A 19220-nucleotide genomic window follows, 5' to 3' on the forward strand; every position below is an offset into this window, starting at 1 on the left:
GGTTTTTGTTCGGTTATGCGACGACCTCCGACTTCCCAGCGTCTCCGCCCATTGGGTGCCCCTTCCGAGCTCCGCGTCGAGACCGACCAGGCCGGTGGGCCCCTGCGCATCCGCCGCCCCCAGGGCCGCGCGGAGGTGGTCGCCCACATCAGGGAGTCCTGGCGGATCGACGACGAGTGGTGGCGTGCGCCCATCTCGCGCCTCTATTACGAGGTCGTGCTCGAGAACGGACGCTCCCTGACGCTCTTCCACGATCGGATCGCCCGGAGGTGGTTTGCCCACTGACCCGCACCCGCTGACGCTGACGCCCGAGGAGGAGTCCGTCCTGCGCGGCGAAGCCGGTCCCGGACCCGCGCGGGCCCTGCGGGTCGTGGTGGCCGCCGCCCGTTTCCTGCGCGCCGACCGGTTGGTGCCGATCGAATCCGCCCACGTCGACGGCTGCCTTTATCACGGAGATGGCGGCGTCGAATACGCGGAGCGCCTCCTTCAGGAAGGGGCCCGCGTCGCGGTGCCCACCACCTTGAACGTCGGTGCCCTCGACCTCCTGCACCCGGACCGGGTGCGAAACCAGGGACACGCGACCCACATGGCCCGCCGTCTCATGGAGGCTCACCTCCATATGGGATGCCAACCCACCTGGACCTGCGCGCCCTACCAGGCCGGACATCGCCCCCAGACCGGCAGCCAGATCGCTTGGGGCGAGTCGAATGCGGTCGCCTTCGCGAATTCCGTCCTGGGAGCTCGCACCAATCGGTATGGAGACTTCCTCGATCTGGCCTGCGCCATCACCGGTCGTGCCCCCTATGCCGGGCTGCACACGGACGAAGGCCGCCGAGCTACGTTGGTCATCGACGTCAGTACGCTCTCTCCGGCACTCCAGGACGCAGACGTCCTCTACCCGGTCCTCGGGTCCTGGCTGGGGCGCAGGACCCACGGTCGCGTTCCCGTCATCAACGGCCTCGACGGCCCGGTTGGGGAGGATCGACTCAAGGCGCTGGGTGCTGCCGCTGCTTCCACCGGAGCGGTGGCGCTCTTCCACGTGGTAGGAAGCACCCCGGAAGCCCCCGATCTCGACACCGCCCTCGGCGGCGTTCCGCCGATGGAGATCCTGCGGCCCACGGGCCGCGACCTACGGGACGAGCTCGGCAGGCTGGAGACCACGAAGGGACCGGAGCTCGACGCCATCGCCCTGGGAAGCCCGCACTTCTCCCTGTCCGAGTTCGACGCGCTGGAAGGGCTGTTGCCCAGCGAACCCTTCCGACTGCCGTTCTACGTGTGCACAGGCCGTGGCGTGTTGGATGCGCTCGCTCGCGCCGGACGCCTCTCGCGCTTCGAGGCGGCGGGAGTCCGCGTCATCACCGACACCTGTGTCGTGGTGGCACCCATCCTCGACGCGGCCGGTGGCACGCTCATGACGAACTCGGGCAAGTTCGCGCACTACACGCCCGGGACCACGGGATACGACGTCGTCTTCGGAAGCCTGGCCGAATGCGTGCGTTCTGCCAGCGCCGGCCACGTGCAGCGGGACGCGACCTTGTGGCGTTGACGCGAATGGTCACCGGTCGGGTGTTGATCCCCGGACGAGCCCGGGGAGAAGCCCTGGTGCTGGATGCACCGATCAGTTTCTGGGGCGGAGTGAGCCCCGGCGATGGACGCATCGTCGATCCCCGTCACCCCCAACATGGAGCGACCCTCACCGGCACGGTGTTGCTGATTGCCGAGACCGTTGGATCGAGCTCATCGAGCTCGATCCTGTTGGAGCTTCTACGACAGGGCCTCGGTCCAGCGGCATTGCTTCTCCGAACCCTGGACGCCGTGCTCCCGCTCGGTGCGGTCGTAGCGGAGGAGCTCGGCTACGCGCCCTGTCCCGTCCTGGAGATCGACTGGGGACCGCTGGAGCCCCGAACGGGAGACGTCCTCCGCGTCGAAGCGGTCGGCTCCTCCGGGCAGGTCCTGCTCGACGCAGGCTGAGGCCGGTCGCACCCGGAGCCCGCGGCCCACACAGGCGGCGTGCGCTCTCAGCGCACCCGGAAGGTGGCGTGCACCGTCACGGTGATCTCCTTGGAGCGCGTCGCGGTCGAGTGCATTCCGTATCCCTCTACCTCGGTCGAGTACGGCTCGCGGATCTGGAACACACCGGCCCGGGCCGAAGACATGCTCCCGACCGTCCCATTCGCGCTCCCGACGATCTCCTCGGCCCGCGCCAGGGCATCCTGCGTGGCCGCCGCCAGCAGCGAGTGCTTCAACTCGGTGATCCCGCTGTAGTAGTACTCCAATTGCGACGACTGCAATACAACGCCCTGTCGCAGCAGGTCACCCGGACTTCGCGCCAGCTCCTCGACCGCATCGACGGCGCTCGACACGAGGAAGAGCGGCTGCCAGAGCTGGTAGCCCGTGACCTCGCCGCCGTTGCCCCAGGTCTGATTGACGGTGACCGGCTGCACGGTGATCTGGCCTCGCTCCACACCGGCCGCTTCCAACCGGTCCAGCAGGTGCTGCACATCTCCCTGCACGTCCCCGTATCCAGCCTGCAGACCGGTCAGCGAGACCGAGCGTGTCACCGACAGGCTCCACTTGACCACGTCCGACTCGAAGGCCTGTGTGGCTGCCCCTACCACCTGGACCGTTTGGTCGCCCCGGCGAGCGCGCACGAAGAACGCTCCGAAGACTGCCGCGGCCGCCATCATCCCCAGCGCCAGCACCACCGCCGCAGGAACCGCGCTCCCCCGCCGACCCGTCATCGTCCAATCCTCCGTGAGAACCCCAGCACTCTCCTCGATACCCGGACTGAGGGCCGCGGTTCGGCCGGCGGAGCGCCTTGCCCGCTCAGGGACCCGGAAGCATTCTGACCCCAACGAACCCCAACCACGAAGGGCACCGATGAAGCGCGCATCCTCGATGGCAATCGGTCTCCTCGCCGCCGCCTCGCTCGCGGTCGGAGGAGCACCGCTCACGGCTCAGGGCACGATGGCCTCTGCCGAGCCCATTCCGAGCTCCCTCCTCACGGGCCTCCGTTACCGTCTGGTCGGTCCCTCGCGCGGCGGACGCGTGACCGCGGTCGCCGGGCACCGGGGGCAGCCGCACACCTTCTACATGGGCGCGACCGGCGGCGGGGTGTGGAAGACCACGGACGCGGGAACCACGTGGAACAACGTCTCGGACGGCTACTTCGCCACGGGTTCCATCGGGGCCATCGCGGTCGCCGAATCCAACCCGGACATCGTCTACGTCTCGACCGGCTCGGACGGGATCCGCTCCAACATCATCATCGGCAAGGGCGTCTACAAATCGACCGACGGCGGGAAGACCTGGACACACCTGGGGCTCGAGAACACCGCCAACACCGGTGCGGTGCTGATCCATCCCGCCAACCCCGACATCGCGTACGTGGCGGCCATCGGGAACCCGCACAAGGACAACCCGGAGCGCGGGGTCTTCCGCACGCGCGATGGCGGCCGGTCCTGGGACAAGGTGCTGTTCGTGTCCGACTCCACCGGGGCCGTGGACCTGGAGTTCGCCCCTGACGATCCGAACACGGTATACGCAACCACCTGGACGGTGGACCGGAAGCCGTGGACGATCATCTCCGGCTCACGGGAGGGTGGCCTGTACAAATCCACCGACGGGGGCGACACCTGGACCTTGAAGACCCAGGGTCTCCCGGGGGATCTCCGCGGCAAGGCGGACCTGGCCGTGTCGCCCGCGGACCCCGACCGCGTGTATGTGCTGTTCGAAGCGCCGGACGACGAGGGAGGGGTCTACCGCTCCAACGACCGCGGAGAGACCTGGACGCAGGTGAGCGACTTCCAGCCCATCCGCAACCGACCGTTCTACTACACCAATCTGAACGCACATCCCCAGAACGCGGACATTCTCTGGGGCATGGCCGAGGGATACTACCAGTCCACCGACGGCGGAAGGACCTGGAACGCGCAGCGCACGCCACACGGAGACAACCACGATCTCTGGATCAACCCGGACGACCCGGACATCATGATCCAGTCCAACGATGGCGGGGCGAACGTGAGCCTCGACGGGGGCAAGACGTGGTCGACCCAGAACAACCAGCCCACCGCCGAGCTCTATCAGGTTGACGTGGATACGGGGTTCCCCTACCGGCTCTATGCGGGCCAGCAGGACAATACCACCATCTCGGTGCCCGCCTTCGCGCCGTTCGATTCTCCGACGGGCGCAGAAGGACATTGGGAGATCCACGGCGGCTGCGAGACGGGCCCGGCGGTGCCGAAGCCCGGCGATCCCGACATTGTCTACGCGAACTGCAAGGGGCGCTTCGGGCTCTACAACCGACGCACTGGGCAGGAGCAACAGTTCTACGTCGGCTTCGAAAACCTCTACGGCACCAACCCCAAGGACCTCAAGTATCGCTTTCAGCGCGTGGTTCCTGTGCACGTATCACCGCACGACCCCAACACCGTCTACCACGGGTCCCAGTTCGTGCACCGCACCCGCGACGGCGGGCGCACCTGGGAGACCATCTCTCCGGACCTCACCGCCTTCCCGCCGGAGTACCAGGTTGCCTCCGGTGAACCCATCACCCGGGATATCACGGGCGAGGAGCACTACAGCGTACTCTACGATATCCAGGAGTCCCCCTCCGAGCCCGGTGTCATCTGGGCCGGAGCCAACGACGGGCCGGTGCACGTCACGCGGGACAACGGCCGCAATTGGACGAACGTGACGCCGCCGATGGCGCCCTTCGGACGGGTGCAGAACATCGAAGTGTCACCGCACAACCCTGCCAAGGCCTACGTCACGGTCTTGCGCCAGCAGGTGGACGGGGACTTTGCACCGTATGGATGGAAGACGGAGGACTACGGCCAGAGCTGGACGCGGATCACCACGGGGAGCAACGGGATCCCGGCGGACTACCCCGTGCGGGTGATCCGCGAGGATCCGGTCCGTGAGGGGCTGCTGTTCGCCGGCACCGAGTTCGGGATGTTCATCTCCTTCGACGATGGCGCGCACTGGCAGTCGTTCCAGCTGAACCTGCCCGTGACCCCCATCACCGATCTGAACATCGTGCGCAAGACCGACCTCGCCATCTCGACCATGGGGCGCTCGTTCTGGATCCTGGACAACCTGCAGCCGCTGCGGGAAGTGCAGCCGACGCTGGCCAGTGCCACCGCCCACCTCTTCTCGGTGTCCGACGCCTATCGTTTGCGTCTGGGCGGTGGGTTCGGTGGCCGACTGCCACACGAGCCCGAGAATCCACCCGCGGGTGCGATGATCGACTATGCGCTCGGCTCCGACGTGGCGGGCGAGGTGAAGATCGAGATCCTCGACGGTCAGGGCTCGGTGATCCGCAGCTATTCCAGCGAGGGGGCGGGCCAGACCACGGTCTCGGTGCCTACCATGCGGGAGTTCCAGACGTTGACGCTGGGCACCGCTCGGGTCCCCAAGACGGCCGGAGCCCATCGCTTCGTGTGGGACCTGCGGCTGCCGGGACCGTGGGACCCGAATCCGCGCCGCTTCGGTGCATCGGGCCCCATGGTGAAGCCAGGGTCCTATCAGGCCCGCCTCACGGTGGGGAGCTGGAGCGAGACGCAACGGTTCGAGGTGCTCCCCGATCCGCGCGTCATCGAGAACGGCGTGACGATCGCGGACCTCTACGAGCAGGTGGACATGGCCCTCGAGGCCCGGGATGCCCTGACCGAGGCTCGTATGGCCGTGGCCCGCATGAACCAGGCGTTGGAGGGAGGGGTGAGCGGCCGTGCCCGCCGAACCATCGAGGAGATCCACGCCCTGATGGAGACCTCCCCCATCCGCTACAGTCGCCCGATGCTGGTGGACCAGCTCGAGTACCTGTACGGCAACCTCCTCAGCGCGGATCAAGCACCGGGGGAGGAGGCGGAGATGCGCTATGACGAGCTGTACACGCTCCTCCAGACCTATATGCGCGACCTGGAGCGCGTGCTCCGCACGGTGACCGAGCAGAACTGACGGGAGGGCAACGCCCCAGGGGGCGATGGGCCACGGGGCCCGTCGTCCCTGGGGCGTGCCAGCCCCCGTCCATCCCTCCGCCATATTGACCGACCCGGGCCCTTTGGATAGCCTTGAAGGCTCGATTGTACCGCGCGCGGCCTGGGCCGCGCCCCAGCCGGATCACGCGATGAAGCCTGGAATCCACCCCGAGTACCGCCCGGTCGTCTTCCGCGATGCCTCCAACGGGCAGGCCTTCCTGACCCGCTCGACCATCCACACCGACAAGACCATCAAGTGGGAAGACGGGAACGAGTATCCCCTCTACACCCTCGAGATCTCGGCAGCCTCGCATCCCTTCTACACGGGGACCCAGCGGATGCTCGACACCGCCGGCCGCGTGGAGAGGTTTGCCCAGCGCTACAGCAGCCTCGGCAAGTCCGAGGACGCTCCGGCCAAGACGCCCGCGAAGAAGGCTACCAGCAAGGCCACTCCGAAGGCGAAGAAGGCCACCGGCAAGTAGGCACCCTGGCGGGTGCCCCGACGCAGGTCCCAAGAACGCGGGCCGACTCCGGTCGGGCCGCGTTCTTCGTTCTCTACAGCGCACACACGCGGACGGTCGGCGTTCACTCCGCGTGGACGGCGGGCCGGCCGCCGCGAGGGGCGGGTCTTCCCTGCCGGAACAGCAACAGCAACGGTAGCGAGCCCACCAACAGCGCACCGCTGAGCAGGTAGATCTTCGCGAACGCCAGCACGCTGGCCTGCAGCTGCACGCGACCGTCCATCGCTCGCAGCGCCGCCGTAGCGGCGCTGGTGGCATCCAGGCCCCGCGCCATGAACCCACGCGTGAGAACCCCCAGTTGCTCGCGGGCCTGCGGCGAGAAGGCCGACAACTGCGCGCCGAGGATCTGGTGCTCCTGACTGATGAAGCGCGTAAGCAGCGACGCCATGGCTGCGATGCTGAAGGAGCCCCCCAATTGCCGAAAGAAGTTGTTGAGCCCGGTGGCCTGGGCCAGGTCCGCCGGCCGGATCTCCAACAGCGTCAGGTTGGTCAGCGGCACGAAGATCAGCCCCAATCCCAAGCCCCTCCAGATCAACGGCCAGAAGAGATCGTTGGCCCCGGTCAGGGCCGTGATGCGGGTGAGTTGCAGCATTCCCACCCCAAAGAACAGCGACCCCACCAGGATGAGCAGGCGGTTGTCGACCGTGGCGCTCAAGCGCCCGACGAACCCCATCGACACGGCGGTGGCCAAGGCACCCGGGAGAATGATCAGCCCCGTCTGCCACGCCGTCATGTGCAGCATGCCCTGCAGGAAGATGGGAAGGATGAACACCGAACCGAAGAGCCCGGCACCCAGGACGATCCCCATCAAGGAACCAGCCGTGAACTGCGGCTGGGCCAACAGGCGTAGGTTCACCACGGGTTCTTTGACCCTCAGCTCGTGAACCACCAGCCCGACGCCGGAGACGAGGGTCAGCGCGGCCAAGCCAACCACCAGCGGCGCGTCGAACCAGTCCAGGCGCTCTCCCCGCTCCAGCATGAGCTGGACGGACCCCACCGCGATGGCCAGCAGGGCGATTCCCATGCCGTCCACCCGGCGGGACCGCTTCTGCTCGGGATTGTCGTGCACGTACGCCATGATCATGGCGACCGCCAGCGCCCCCACCGGTACGTTGATGAAGAAGATCCAGGGCCAGGAGTAGTTGTCGGTGAGCCACCCCCCCAGGGTCGGCCCCAGCGTGGGTCCCACCATCACGCCGATCCCGAAGAAGGCCATGCCTGTGCCGACCTCTTCACGAGGAAACGACTCCCACAGGATGGCCTGCGACGTGGAGATCAGTGCCCCACCCCCGACTCCCTGGACGATGCGCCAGAAGACCAGCTGTTCGAGGCTGGCCGAGAGGCCGCACAGGAGCGAAGCCACGGTGAACAGAATGATGGAGCCGACGAAGTAGCGCTTGCGTCCGAAGAAACCGGCCAGCCACCCGGTCAACGGAATGACGATGGCCGCAGCGATGATGTATCCGGTAGAAACCCAGGATACCTCTTCGACAGTGGCCCCCAGATTCCCCATCATGTGAGGGATGGCGACGTTGACGATCGAGGTATCGATCACCTGCATCATCGACGCGAGCGCGACTGCCGCGGCAATGATGTAGCGATGTCGATAGACGCGCTCCTCCAGGGTTTCGACGCGCTCCACTGCACTCATCGGAGTCCCGCCTTCAGCGCACGTCGATGTGGGCGACCACGGACATGCCGGGGCGCAGCGGACGCTGCTCACCGCACCCTTCCCGAACCGCGATGCGCACCGGCAGCCGCTGCACGACCTTGGTGAAGTTCCCCGTCGCGTTGTCAGGTGGGAGGAGCGCGAACTTCGATCCTGTCGCTGGACTCATGCTCTCCACGACGCCGACCACCTCGCAGCCCGGATAGGCGTCGACGTCGATCTGCACGGGCTGTCCCGCGCGAACGCGGGCGGTCTCGGTCTCCTTCAGGTTGGCGGTCACCCAGACCGCGGAGTCGCCGACGACCGCCGCCAACGGCTGTCCAGGCTGTACGAGCTGTCCGACCTCGACCTGGGTGCGGGACACGATGCCCGACGCCGGCGCCGTCACCTCGGCGTAGGACAGCTCCAGGCGAGCGCGGGCGAGCGCGGCCTCCGCCCGCGCCAACCGCGCATCGGCGGCACGTGAGGAAGCCCCCGCCGACGACTCCGCCGCGCGCGCCGCCAGCACGTCCTGCTCCAAAGCGGTCACTTCGGCCGCGGCCGACTCCACGGCCGCCTCGGCGGCGTCCAGCTGCTGCCGGGAAGCGATACGCTTCCCGGCGAGCTCCTGCACCCGAGCCAGATCCTTCGTCAAGCGATCGTGCACCGTGCGCGCCGAAGCCAACCGTGCTTCCAGGGCCAGCCGTCGCGCGTGGCTCGCCGACGCATCCGCCTCCGCCTGACCCGCCACGCCCTCGAAGCCTGCGGCAGCGCGAGCGCCGGCCAGATCCGCCTCCGCCTCGCTGAGCCGGACGCGCAACTCACGGTCGTCGAGTACCACCACGGCCGCTCCGCGCTCGACGGGTTGGTTCTCCGACACGGAGACCAGCTGCACGTATCCACCGACCTTCGCCAGCACCGGCACGATCTGTCCGTCGACCTGCGCGTTCTCCGTCGAGATGTGGGCGCGCGCGTACCGCACGCGCGCTCCACCCCAGACCGCACCCACCACGACCAACGCGCTCAAGACAGCCAGTCCGATCCGCTTGCGCCCGGCGGTTCGTCCGATCCCTTCCTGCTCCATGCTCATGACTTCGCCCACGGACTCCTCTCCGTCGTTCATGCTCGTAGTTCCGGGTGCTCAGGGGAGCTCGGTGACCGTCCCCGTCGCCGCCGCCAATCCGATGCGTGCGTTGTGCAGGGCCGACAGCACGTCCAGATACGCGGTTCGTGCATCGTTCAAGCGCATCGCGGCACGCACAACGTCCCCGGTCCCTGCCACGCCCGCTCGCACGCGCTCTTCCTCCTGATCCACCTCGAGGCGGGCCAGACGCAGGCGTTCCTGCAACGCACGCACCTGCTCCTCCGCGGACTGCACAGCCAGGAGCGCGTCGCGCACCTGGAAGCGCACCTGCGCCTCGAGGTCTTCGGCGCGGAGGTCCATCTCCCGGCGGATGGCCTCCCCTTCGCGGACCCGCGCCGACCGCTGCAGCCCGTCGAAAAGCGGTACAGTGACGCGAAGGCCCCAGGAGTAGGTGTTGAGCATGCGCTCGAACCCCCGCCCGTAGACTCCTTCATCGACTGCGACGCTGACCCGCGGGAGCCGGGTCGCCCGCTCCGCGGCCACGGTCGCCTGAGCGACGGTCGAGGCCGCCCGTACCGCGCCGAGATCGGAACGCCGTTCCAGCGCCTCCGCGACCACCGCACCTTCGTCCGGCACCCGCGTCTGTTGCTCCTCGAGGGCATCGGTCAACTCGATGCGCTCTTCATCGGGAAGGCGCAGCACGTATCGCAACGCGGACTGGGATGCCTCCACGCGGTGCCGGGCAGCGAGGAGTTGAGCCTGGATCGTGGCCACCTGGGACTCGGCCCGCGTCACGTCGATGGCCACCCCCACACCGGCATCGAACTGACCGCGCGCGATCTCGAGCAGCTCGTGAGCGAGCGAGAGATCCTCCTCACGCGCCTCCACCTCGGCGGTAGCGCGCAACGCGGCCACGTAGGCGCGCGCCGCCGTCGCGGCAGCGGCATCTGCGCGGGCCCGCGCATCGGCGCGAGCCGCCTCGACACCCGCCTGCGCACTCCGTCGGCGCCCCAGCGCACCGGGATCCACGACAGGAATCTCGGCACGGGTGCGCACGTCGGCGCTCCGTACCGGCCCCACCACCTCGCCACGAGGATCGAAGAAGGGCTCGGTTCCCGGCGCGGTGGGAAACTCCAACCCGAAGGAGGCCGTGTTGAACGTGCGCGCGCCCCGGGTCACGTCGGCATCGATGCGAGGGAGCAGGGCTCCCGTCCGCTGGCTCACCCGGGCCTGTGCCGCCTCGATGCGTGCGCGCGCCTCCAGCACGGGTGCGCTCTCCGCTGCGGCTCGACGAGCCGCGTCCCCGAGGCTCAGCCGGTGCACGGTCGTCGCTTGCGCGCACACCACCGAGGGCAGGAGGGTCAGCAGAAGAGCCGCGATCGGCCCACCCTTGGGGATCCGCCTCATCGCTCCGCCTCCACCATCCGTGAGGCCTCTCCGGACGAAGCGAGTGCAGCCGAAAGGAAGTCCTTGATCTCGCGCACCAGCTCGGTGTCGCTCCGCCCGCTCACGTGGGGGAACAACTCGGGCCGACTGGCCCAGACGGCATGCTGGGCCAGCAACCCCACGATCATCCGCCCGGAGACCTCCGGGTCGATGTCCCTGAAGACGCCCGCCTGGATCCCCTCGCGCAGGAGTGGCGCGATGCGCTCGATCACGCGGCCGGAGACCTCGTCGGCCCAGAAGCGGGTCAGCTCGGGGAACTGGTGCAACTCCGCCAGGACGAGCCGATACAAACCCGCAAAGGCGGGACGGCGCAGGCGCGCCCAGTAGGCGTCGACGAAGCGGCTCAGGCGATTCCAGGGATCGCCGCCCCCTGAGACCGTCTCGAGCGCCTCCAGGGTCGCACGAGCCCGGGCGCGGATCGCCTCCTTGAACAGCTCTTCCTTCCCGGAGAAGTAGAGGTAGAGCGTTCCCTTGGAGATCCCGGCCCGCTGAGCGATCTCGTCCACGCGAGCGCCTGCCAGCCCCTGCTCCACGAACACCTCGAGCGCCGCCGCGAGGATCTCGTCGGGACGGTCGTCGGGTCGTCTCCGCCAGCGCGGCGCGGTCCGCCTCTTCATGCCTCTGCCCTGTCTGTTGATATATGACTGACCGGTCGGTAATTTATTGCCCATGGAACCGCGGTCAACCGCTGTGTGCGACTCCGGCCCCTCGCGAACAGGAACGTTGAAGCGCCCTCCCAAGAAGAAGGCGCGGAAGCAGCCTGTGCCGCCTCCGCGCCCTCCACCTCGGACGCGCCCCTCGACCCCGGCGCCCGGGCGCCGAGGGTCCTAGCTCAGCTTCAGTTTGCCGACTGGTTTCCGTCGGAGACGGCGACCTCGGCCTTCGCCCTACGCACCATCTCGCGGACGTCCTCCAATAGCTTCTTGGCATCGTAGACGATGCCGTCTTTGATCGTGTACTTGATCCCGCCGATACGCTCCACTTCCCCCGTCTCGTCGTTCAGCTTCACAGCACCCGTCCCGTAGAGGACTTTCAGATTCTCGAGGGGGTTCTCCTCGACCATGATCAGATCCGCCTTCATGCCGGGGCGGATGATGCCGAAGTCGGGCGCCGTGTCGGAGTACTTGTAGAGCTGTTGCGCACCATACATGGTCGCCGAACGGAGAACCTCGATGGGGTGGAACCCCGCCTCCCGCAGCAGCTCCAGCTCCCGCAGGTAGTCGAATCCGTACAGCTTGTAGATGAAGCCGGAGTCGGAGCCGGTCGTCACGATCCCGCCGGCGTTCTTGTAGTCGTTGAGGAAGTGCATCCACTTCTCGTAGAACTTCTTCCAGTGGTATTCGTCTTCGCTGGTCCAGTAGAACCAGTACGACCCGTGCGCCTCGCGGCTGGGCTCGTAGTACTCCATCTGGGACGGCAGCGTGTACTCGTCGTGCCATTCCGCCTCTCGGGCCCGCATGACGTCCCGACTGGCCTCGTAGATCGTCATGGTGGGATCGAGGGCAAAATCCAGATCGAGGAACTTCTGGATGAGCGCGTTCCACTGCTCGCTGCCCGGCTCCGCAGCCTGATACCAGAGCCGAGCCACGTTCCCGAACCGGTGCTGCTCATCGTTGTAGTTGTAGTCGAGCGGCCAGTCCTGGATGGAATAGCCCTTCAGCATCGACTCCATCAGCCCGTAATAGTGGGTCATCATGTCGAGACCCAGCTCCGCCGCATCCAAGGCAGTCATGCGGGCGATCCCCATCTGGTCCAGGTGGGCCACGGTCTCGAGCTGGTGCTGGTGCGCCTCGTCGATGAGCGCTTCCATGATGTCCGGGTCGAACGCGCCCAGCTTGAGCCCGTCGATGTGCTGGCCCTCGATCTCCTGGGCTGCCGCCCAGCGCACCCATTCCCGTGCGGCTTGCGGCGTGTCGATGGGTCGCCCCCCCCATCCCTCACCCGACCCCGGTCGCACATACGCGAACATCCGCGGTGCCACGATCTCGTTGCGCGCCGCAGCGGCTTTTTCCCGCAGCTGCCATTCGAACTCGCCGTGGGGAACGCCACGCGAAGTCGTGATCCCGTTCCCCATCCACAGCTTGTAGACATACTCGGCCTGCGGCGCCTTGCCGGCCCCGCCGGTATGCGCGTGCATGTCGACCAGCCCGGGCATCACGAACATCCCCGTGCCGTCGATCTCCCGAGTGGCGTTCTGGGGCCGGCTGCGGTCCCGGATCTCCACGCCGGGGAAGCCCACCGAACGGACCTCAACGATGCGGTCACCCTCGATGACGATGTCCATGGGTCCGCGCGGCGGAGCCCCCGTTCCGTCGATCACGGTGGCGCCGCGGATGATCAGGCGCTCATGGGGCCCGTCCCCCTCGTCGGGACGGCGAAGCGTGGTGGGCGCCATCTGAGCCAGCGCGCCCAGGGCCGTGCCGAGCATCATCAGGCCGGCCGCCAGCAGACGAATCGCCGCCCGAGTGACGGTGCGGTCGCTCATGGTCCTCCTCCAGGATGGGGAAATCGCGGCCGAAGATAGGTCGCCGGCTGCCCCTCCGCGAGGCGCGCCCAGGGAACCAGGCGGCCCGCCCGGCCGTACGCATGCTCGGTCGCGATTCCCTTGCAGAGAGCTGCCCACATGCCTGGTCGCCACGCCGTCCGACCCCTGTTGCTCCTCGCCTCTCTGGGAGGGGGCGCTCCCCTCGCGGGTCAGGATGCCTACTGGCAACAGGACGTCCGCTACACCATCGAAGCGACGCTGGACGAAGGGTCCGGCGTGTTGAGCGGCGCAGCCGAGGTGGAGTACACCAATCGGTCTCCCCAGACCCTGAACGAGCTCTACTTCCACCAGTACTTGAACGCGTTTCGACCCGGGAGCCGCTGGGCCCAGGTGGAACAACGCGCCGAATACGACTTTCAGCACCTTCAGGACCCCGACTACGGGTTCGAACGCGTGCGGTCCCTCACGGTGGGCGGCCGTCCCGTGCCGCCCGAGTACCCGGGTGCACCCGATTCCGTGGTGATGCGCGTGCCGCTCGCCACGCCACTGGCGCCGGGGCAGAGCGTCGTCGTGCGCATCGAGTGGGACGGACGCTTGTCCACGCTCTGCCGCAGGCAATGTCGCAAGGGGCGACACTACGACTTCGCCCAGTGGTATCCCCGGATCGCGACGTACGACCGCGGCGGGTGGCAAGCGCACACCCTGTTTCCGCAGGGCGAGTTCTACGGGGAGTTCGCTGACTACGACGTCACTCTGGAGGTCGCAGCCGATCAGGTCCTCGGAGGCACCGGCGTGGTCGTCGAGGGCGACCCTGGTTGGCGCCCGGCAGCGGGCAGTCCCTCGAGCGAGGCACCGTTCCAGCGCGACGCCTACGGGGAGGCCACCCCGACGCGGTTGGGCCACCTCGCGGCCACGCCGACCTCCGACCGCAAGCAGGTCCGCTTTCGGGCCGAGCGCGTGCACCACTTCGCCTGGACCGCCAACCCCGAGTACCGCTACGAGGCCGGTCGCTGGGGCGACATCGCGATCCACGTGCTCTACCAACCGGGCGACGAGGCGGACTGGGGCGCGGGTGTGGCCGTGGAGCGGACGGCCCGCGCGCTTTCGTTCCTGAACGAAGTCTTCGGACCCTACCCGTGGCCGCAGCTCACCAACGTGCACCGCCTGGAGGGCGGCGGCACCGAGTTCCCCATGATGATCATGGACGGCGACGCCGGGCAGGGTCTGATCCTGCACGAGAGCGCCCATCAATACGCCCACGGCGTCCTGGCCAACAACGAATGGCGCGAAGGCTGGATGGACGAGGGAATGGCGTCGTTCATCACGAGCTGGTATGCGGAGCGCCGCGGAGGGGCCGACCGGGGTGCCGTCTGGAATCGACTCGTAGACCAGGTGGGGGCCCTGCCCCTCTCGCATGCGATCGACGGGCGCTCCGAGGATTTCCCCGACTTCCGCACCTACAGCCTGCTCACCTACACGAAGCCCTCCGCGGTCCTGTACATGTTGCGGGAGGAACTGGGAGAGGACGTCTTTCTGAGGGGTCTACGGGCGTATTTCGCGCGCAGCGCCCTCCAGCATGTCACGCAAGCGGACCTGCGCAGCGCGATGGAGTGGGTGTCGGGGCGGGAGCTGGCGTGGTTCTTCGACCAATGGATCAACTCGGCGGCGACCTTGGACTACGCCATCGCCAACGCCTCGTCTGAGAGCAGCGCGGGCGGTTGGCGCACGACGGTGCAGATCACCCGCTCTGGGAATGCCTGGATGCCACTCACGGTGCAAGTGGGGGGTCGCCAATTCCAGGTCAGCGGCCGTGAAGCCGCGCAGACGCTCACTGTGGAGACGGAGGAGCGGCCGATGCGGATCGAGCTCGATCCCGACCGCAAGATCCTCGATACGGACCGCAGCAACAACGTCTGGCAACCAAGCGAACGGTAACGCTGAGCTCAGCGCGCGGTCGGCACGACCTTCTGCACGATGAGGTCCAGGACGGCTCGCTCCACCTCGGAGGGGGCTGCTCCAGCCGCGCGCCACTCGCTGGTGGCCACCACGACGAGGTCGCGGCCCGGGACCACATAGGCGAACTGGCCGCCGTAGCCCCAGGCGAAGAAGGCGCCGGGCGTGTCGCTCACCCACCAGAGGTAGCCGTAGCTGACGGACGGCATGGAGGCGACCCGCGCACGCCAGGCGAAGTGGGGTGCACTCGCTTCCTGGAACCAGGCCGGCTCGGTGAGCTGCTCGGTGCCCGTCCACCCGTTCTGCAGGGCAAGCTGCGCGACCTTCGCGACATCTCTGGGGAGGAGGTCCAATCCTGAACCTCCGTTCACCGTACCGTCCGCGAAGGGCTCCCACACCGCTGCAGTGATGCCCAGGGGCGTGAAGAGAACCTCGCGAGCATAGCTGTCCAGGTCGCGACCCAGCACCCGCTCGAGCACGACGCCGAGCACGTGCACCGCGGCGGAGTTGTATTCGAACTCCGCCCCCGGCTCCGCCACCAGCGGCTGATCGAGCAGATACTCGACCGGTCGCCCCGACGTGATCCAATCCGAATAGCCGTCGGCCCCGACTTCGTGCCACTGGAAGCCGGAGCTCATGGTGAGAAGATCGCGGATGGTGATCCCCGCCTTCTCGGGCTCGCGGCCCTCGAGCTCGGCGGGCATCACCTGTCCGAGGGTCAGGTCGAGGCTGGGCAGATCCCCCCTGGCCAACGCGATACCCACCAAGGTCGAGACGATGCTCTTGGTCACCGACCGCACGTCCGCGCGCACGTCGCGCGCTCCGCCGCGGTAGTACCGTTCGGCGACGATCACGCCGTGGCGCACGACAAGGAGGCTCTGCAAACGCGCGATCCCCTGCCCTGCGGCGAGAGCCGCCTCCAACCCCACCGCATCGAACCCGTGCGCCGCCGCGGAGCCCACGGGCCACGGTTCCGACAGCATGCCACCCTCGAGCGCCGAGGGTCCACTCGGCTCCGAGCAAGCGGCCAACCCGATGAAGAGCAGCAGCGCCCAACGTCGCTTCCCCACCTCCACTCCCATTCCCATCCCCCCTCCGGCGTTCGGTCCACTCCCTCAACGAGCGAGCGGGCCCAGCACTACCAACCGCCGCGGCGCAGCACCTCCGTCCAGACCCACCACACTCCCACCGCCACCACAGCGGCCGGAATGAGGAAGCGTACCCACCACCAGAGGAGCCGCGCCGCCAGCCCCGTCTCCGTTCCCACCATGCTCTGCAGCGCCCGACCTCGATCCAGGCACCACCCCACGGTCAAGACGGCCAGCAGCAGACCCAGCGTCTGCATGCCGGATCCGAACACCAGATCCCACGGGGCGAAGATCCGCATGCTGAGCATGGGCGGCAGCGCCAGGATCGAGACCAGCAGCACCACCGACCACACGGCCTGCGTACGCGTCAGGCGGGTATTGTCTGTCAGGCCGGCGACAAGCACTTCGAAGGCGGCCACGTCCGAAAGGAAGGCAGCCCCTGCAAGACCCAGGAAGAAGAGCAGTCCGAACAGCGCTCCCCAGGGCATCGCCTCGAAGACCTGCGGGAGTGTGACGAAGACGAGGCCGGGCCCGCTGCCCGGCTCCCCGCCCAGGGCGAAGAGCGCTGGAAAGATCGCCAGGCCCGCCAGGAGACCGGCCCCGGCGTCGCCCAGCGCCGTGATCAGTGCGCTGCCCACCAGCGGCTGCTCCTCACCGAGGTACGATCCGTAGACCACCATGAACGTGCCCCCGAGCGAGAGCGAGAACACGGCTTGTCCCAGAGCCGCCAGCACCACCGCTGGTGTGAGGGCCGCCCACTCGAAGTGGCCCAGATACCAAAGCAGGCCCGCCTTCGACCCGGGCAACGTGACGCTGCGCAGGACCAGCACCAGCAGGATGCCGAACACCAGCGGCATCACCCAACGGCTGACGCGTTCGGTGCCCGCCGCCACGCCCCGCCTCAGCACGACCGCGCAGGACAGCACGACGATGCCTGTGCACAGCACCTGGCGAAGCACGGACCCCAGCACGGGCGTCGATTCCGAGGGAAGCACACGCGCGGCCTCCAGCGTCGCCCCCAGCAGTCGAGCCACTTCGCTGAGGGCGTAGAAACCCACCCACCCGACCACGTTCGTGTAGTACGCCGTGGCTGCGGCCACGACGAAAAAGAAGGCCCACCCGAGCGCGCGTCCCCCCGGTAACCCCGCTCGCTCGAAGGCCCCGACCGTTCCGCGACGGGTGTTGCGGCCCAGCGTCCACTCCGCCAACAGGGCGGGCACGCCGATCAGGGCGACCAGCAGCAGGTACACGACCACGAAGGCGGCGCCTCCGAACCGCCCCACCATGTAGGGAAACCGCCAGACGTTGCCCAGTCCCACCGCCACGCCGATCATCGTGAGCATCGTGCCGAGGGACGTCGCGAAGCGAGCGCGGGCCGCTCCCTCTTCGATGCTCACCTCGGGCGCACGCCCTGTAGTGCGATCAACGAGCGCTCCACGTCCTCCAGCGTAGAGTAGAAGTGGGGTGCCAAGCGCAAGACGGGCCCCCGGGCGGACGCCAGGACGCCCCGCCCCCGTAGTGCCTGCTCCAACGCTGCTGCATCGTTCACTCGGAAGGCAGTGCTCGGTGACTTGTCCCGACTCTGACCCGTACCGTGCAGCTTCAGGCCCTGAGCCCGTCCGCCCTCGATGAGCGCGTCCGACAGCACCGAGGTCCAGGTGTAGATGGCCGCAGGCCCGACCTCCGAGATCCACTCGATGCCCGCCCGGCATACATGGGCTTCGAAGATGGGGGGTGTCCCGAGCTCGAAGCGTCGGGCGCCCTCCGCCCAATCCAGCGTGCTGTCGAAAGCGAAGGGGTGGGAGCGCCCGAACCAACCCGTGATGCCTGGCTGCAACCCGATGGCCACCTCGGGGCGCACGTACATGAACGCCAGACCCGGTACGCCCATGAGGTACTTGAGACAGCCGCCCACCAGGACGTCGACGCCCAGCGCATGGACGTCGACGGGTCGGGTACCGAGCGTCTGGTAGGCGTCCACCACGGTCAGCGCCCCGACACGCGCGGCGGCGGCCTGGATCGCCTCCACGTCCATCACGAACCCGGATTCGTAGAGTCCGTGCGAGATGGAGACCACCTGGACACGCTCGTCGAGGCGCTCGACGAACTCGCCGACGTCGACCGTCCCGGCCCGGGTGGACACCAGCTCGACGACAGCCCCGCGACGCGCTTGAGCTTTCCACGCGTGCGTGACCGTCGGGAACTCGCCGGTGCTGGCGAGCACGCGAGTACGGGGGCCCGTGAAGGGGAGAGCAGTCGCGAGGCTACTGACCAGCTGTGAGACCGAGCTCCCCACCGCCACGTCTCCAGGAGCCGCCCCCACCAGGCGAGCGAAGGCCGTCCGCGCGGCCTCCACCTCCGCCATCCAGGCATCCCAATCCATGCCGCGCTCATCCCATCCATCCAGATAGGCGAGCCCCGCTGCCCGCGTCCGGAGAGACTGGGGCGCCTGTGAACAGTGGTTCATGGGCGTGAATCGGTCCAGCAGCGGTACCTGGGCGCGCAGCGGTTCGAGCGCGTAGGGCGGCTCGGGCAACGAGATCACCCGTCCTGACGGGGATCGTAGGGGGCGATGTTCTCCCACTCGCTGGCGTCGGAGCGGGCTACCACCGCCACCACTGGCTCGGTCTCGCTCAGGTTGTGGACCTCGTGCGGGACGCCCGCCTCGATGTAGATGAAGTCGCCGGCCTCGTTCACCACCGACCGCGAGAGCCCGGGCCCGTAGTCGTGTCGCACGCTCCCCTGCAGGATGTACAGCATCACCTCGAAGTCCACGTGGATATGGGCACCCGCCACGGCGCCCGGCGGAATCGTGGCCACGTTCATCGAGAGTGCACCGGCGCCCACGTTTCCCGCGAACATCCCGGTTCGGTAGCGGATGCCGTTCCAGGCGCGACTGCCGCCGCCGCCCCGGATGACCTGGATTCCGTCCAGGTTCTCCACCGGTGCGCGCTCCCCCTGCTCCGCTTCGCGGTTCCGCACCAAGCGCGGCCGCCCCTGCTCGTCCATGGCGC

The 19220-nt window shown here is 68.0% G+C and carries 16 protein-coding genes; 6 read left to right on the forward strand and 10 right to left on the reverse strand.

Going from position 1 to position 19220, the window contains the following annotated elements; all coding sequences use genetic code 11:
* Nucleotides 1-51 precede the first annotated feature (51 nt).
* From R3E10_03420 to R3E10_03430, 3 genes are read left to right on the forward strand one after another with little or no spacing between them, the layout of a single operon-like run.
* The gene (locus R3E10_03420) at nt 52-285 is read left to right on the forward strand and encodes a hypothetical protein (GenBank protein ID MEZ4414778.1); all 234 of its coding nucleotides are present in this window, start codon (nt 52-54) and stop codon (nt 283-285) included.
* Nucleotides 275-1546: an aconitase X catalytic domain-containing protein gene (locus R3E10_03425; protein MEZ4414779.1), complete on the forward strand. Its 1272-nt coding sequence runs from the start codon at nt 275-277 to the stop codon at nt 1544-1546. The genes R3E10_03420 and R3E10_03425 overlap by 11 nt, the downstream gene beginning before the upstream one ends.
* Complete coding sequence (locus R3E10_03430; protein ID MEZ4414780.1) at nt 1537-1971, forward strand: DUF126 domain-containing protein; 435 nt, start codon at nt 1537-1539, stop codon at nt 1969-1971. Before R3E10_03425 ends, R3E10_03430 begins: the two co-directional genes overlap by 10 nt.
* 47 nt (nt 1972-2018) lie before the next feature.
* On the opposite strand, the gene R3E10_03435 is transcribed toward R3E10_03430, so the two are convergent.
* Nucleotides 2019-2741, reverse strand: a complete 723-nt coding sequence (locus R3E10_03435; GenBank protein MEZ4414781.1) for an SIMPL domain-containing protein — start codon at nt 2739-2741, stop codon at nt 2019-2021.
* 139 nt (nt 2742-2880) lie between these two features.
* Here R3E10_03435 and R3E10_03440 point away from each other — a divergent pair, with 139 nt between their 5' ends.
* Nucleotides 2881-5961: a hypothetical protein gene (locus R3E10_03440; GenBank protein ID MEZ4414782.1), complete on the forward strand. Its 3081-nt coding sequence runs from the start codon at nt 2881-2883 to the stop codon at nt 5959-5961.
* Nucleotides 5962-6130: 169 nt separating this feature from the next.
* A complete protein-coding gene (locus R3E10_03445; GenBank protein MEZ4414783.1) occupies nt 6131-6463 on the forward strand; it encodes a type B 50S ribosomal protein L31 in 333 nt (110 codons plus the stop codon).
* Nucleotides 6464-6566: 103 nt separating this feature from the next.
* Here the strand turns inward: R3E10_03445 and R3E10_03450 are convergent, their stop codons facing one another.
* The 5 genes from R3E10_03450 to R3E10_03470 all read right to left on the reverse strand — a co-directional run bounded on the left by R3E10_03450 (nt 6567) and on the right by R3E10_03470 (nt 13165).
* Complete coding sequence (locus tag R3E10_03450; GenBank protein MEZ4414784.1) at nt 6567-8153, reverse strand: DHA2 family efflux MFS transporter permease subunit; 1587 nt, start codon at nt 8151-8153, stop codon at nt 6567-6569.
* A 13-nt stretch (nt 8154-8166) separates the two neighbouring features.
* The gene (locus tag R3E10_03455) at nt 8167-9273 is read right to left on the reverse strand and encodes an HlyD family secretion protein (GenBank protein MEZ4414785.1); all 1107 of its coding nucleotides are present in this window, start codon (nt 9271-9273) and stop codon (nt 8167-8169) included.
* A gap of 18 nt (nt 9274-9291) precedes the next feature.
* Nucleotides 9292-10641, reverse strand: coding sequence for a TolC family protein (locus R3E10_03460; GenBank protein MEZ4414786.1), 1350 nt, complete (start codon nt 10639-10641; stop codon nt 9292-9294).
* Complete coding sequence (locus R3E10_03465; protein MEZ4414787.1) at nt 10638-11297, reverse strand: TetR/AcrR family transcriptional regulator; 660 nt, start codon at nt 11295-11297, stop codon at nt 10638-10640. The genes R3E10_03460 and R3E10_03465 overlap by 4 nt, the downstream gene beginning before the upstream one ends.
* Before the next feature lie 221 nt (nt 11298-11518).
* Complete coding sequence (locus R3E10_03470; GenBank protein MEZ4414788.1) at nt 11519-13165, reverse strand: amidohydrolase family protein; 1647 nt, start codon at nt 13163-13165, stop codon at nt 11519-11521.
* 138 nt (nt 13166-13303) lie between these two features.
* Here R3E10_03470 and R3E10_03475 point away from each other — a divergent pair, with 138 nt between their 5' ends.
* Complete coding sequence (locus tag R3E10_03475) at nt 13304-15100, forward strand: M1 family metallopeptidase (GenBank protein ID MEZ4414789.1); 1797 nt, start codon at nt 13304-13306, stop codon at nt 15098-15100.
* An 8-nt stretch (nt 15101-15108) separates the two neighbouring features.
* Here R3E10_03475 and R3E10_03480 read toward each other — a convergent pair whose 3' ends face one another.
* From R3E10_03480 to R3E10_03495, 4 genes are read right to left on the reverse strand one after another with little or no spacing between them, the layout of a single operon-like run.
* Complete coding sequence (locus R3E10_03480) at nt 15109-16206, reverse strand: serine hydrolase (protein MEZ4414790.1); 1098 nt, start codon at nt 16204-16206, stop codon at nt 15109-15111.
* Nucleotides 16207-16256: 50 nt separating this feature from the next.
* Nucleotides 16257-17603 carry a sodium-dependent transporter gene (locus R3E10_03485; GenBank protein MEZ4414791.1) on the reverse strand — a complete coding sequence of 449 codons (1347 nt, stop codon included), beginning with the start codon at nt 17601-17603 and terminating at the stop codon, nt 16257-16259.
* The gene (locus R3E10_03490; GenBank protein MEZ4414792.1) at nt 17600-18751 is read right to left on the reverse strand and encodes an aminotransferase class V-fold PLP-dependent enzyme; all 1152 of its coding nucleotides are present in this window, start codon (nt 18749-18751) and stop codon (nt 17600-17602) included. The genes R3E10_03485 and R3E10_03490 overlap by 4 nt, the downstream gene beginning before the upstream one ends.
* Nucleotides 18748-19215 carry a cupin domain-containing protein gene (locus R3E10_03495; protein MEZ4414793.1) on the reverse strand — a complete coding sequence of 156 codons (468 nt, stop codon included), beginning with the start codon at nt 19213-19215 and terminating at the stop codon, nt 18748-18750. The genes R3E10_03490 and R3E10_03495 overlap by 4 nt, the downstream gene beginning before the upstream one ends.
* Nucleotides 19216-19220: the final 5 nt, after the last annotated feature.

Source organism: Gemmatimonadota bacterium, from assembly GCA_041390105.1.
Taxonomy (GTDB): Bacteria; Gemmatimonadota; Gemmatimonadetes; order Longimicrobiales; family Gaopeijiaceae; genus JAGQIF01.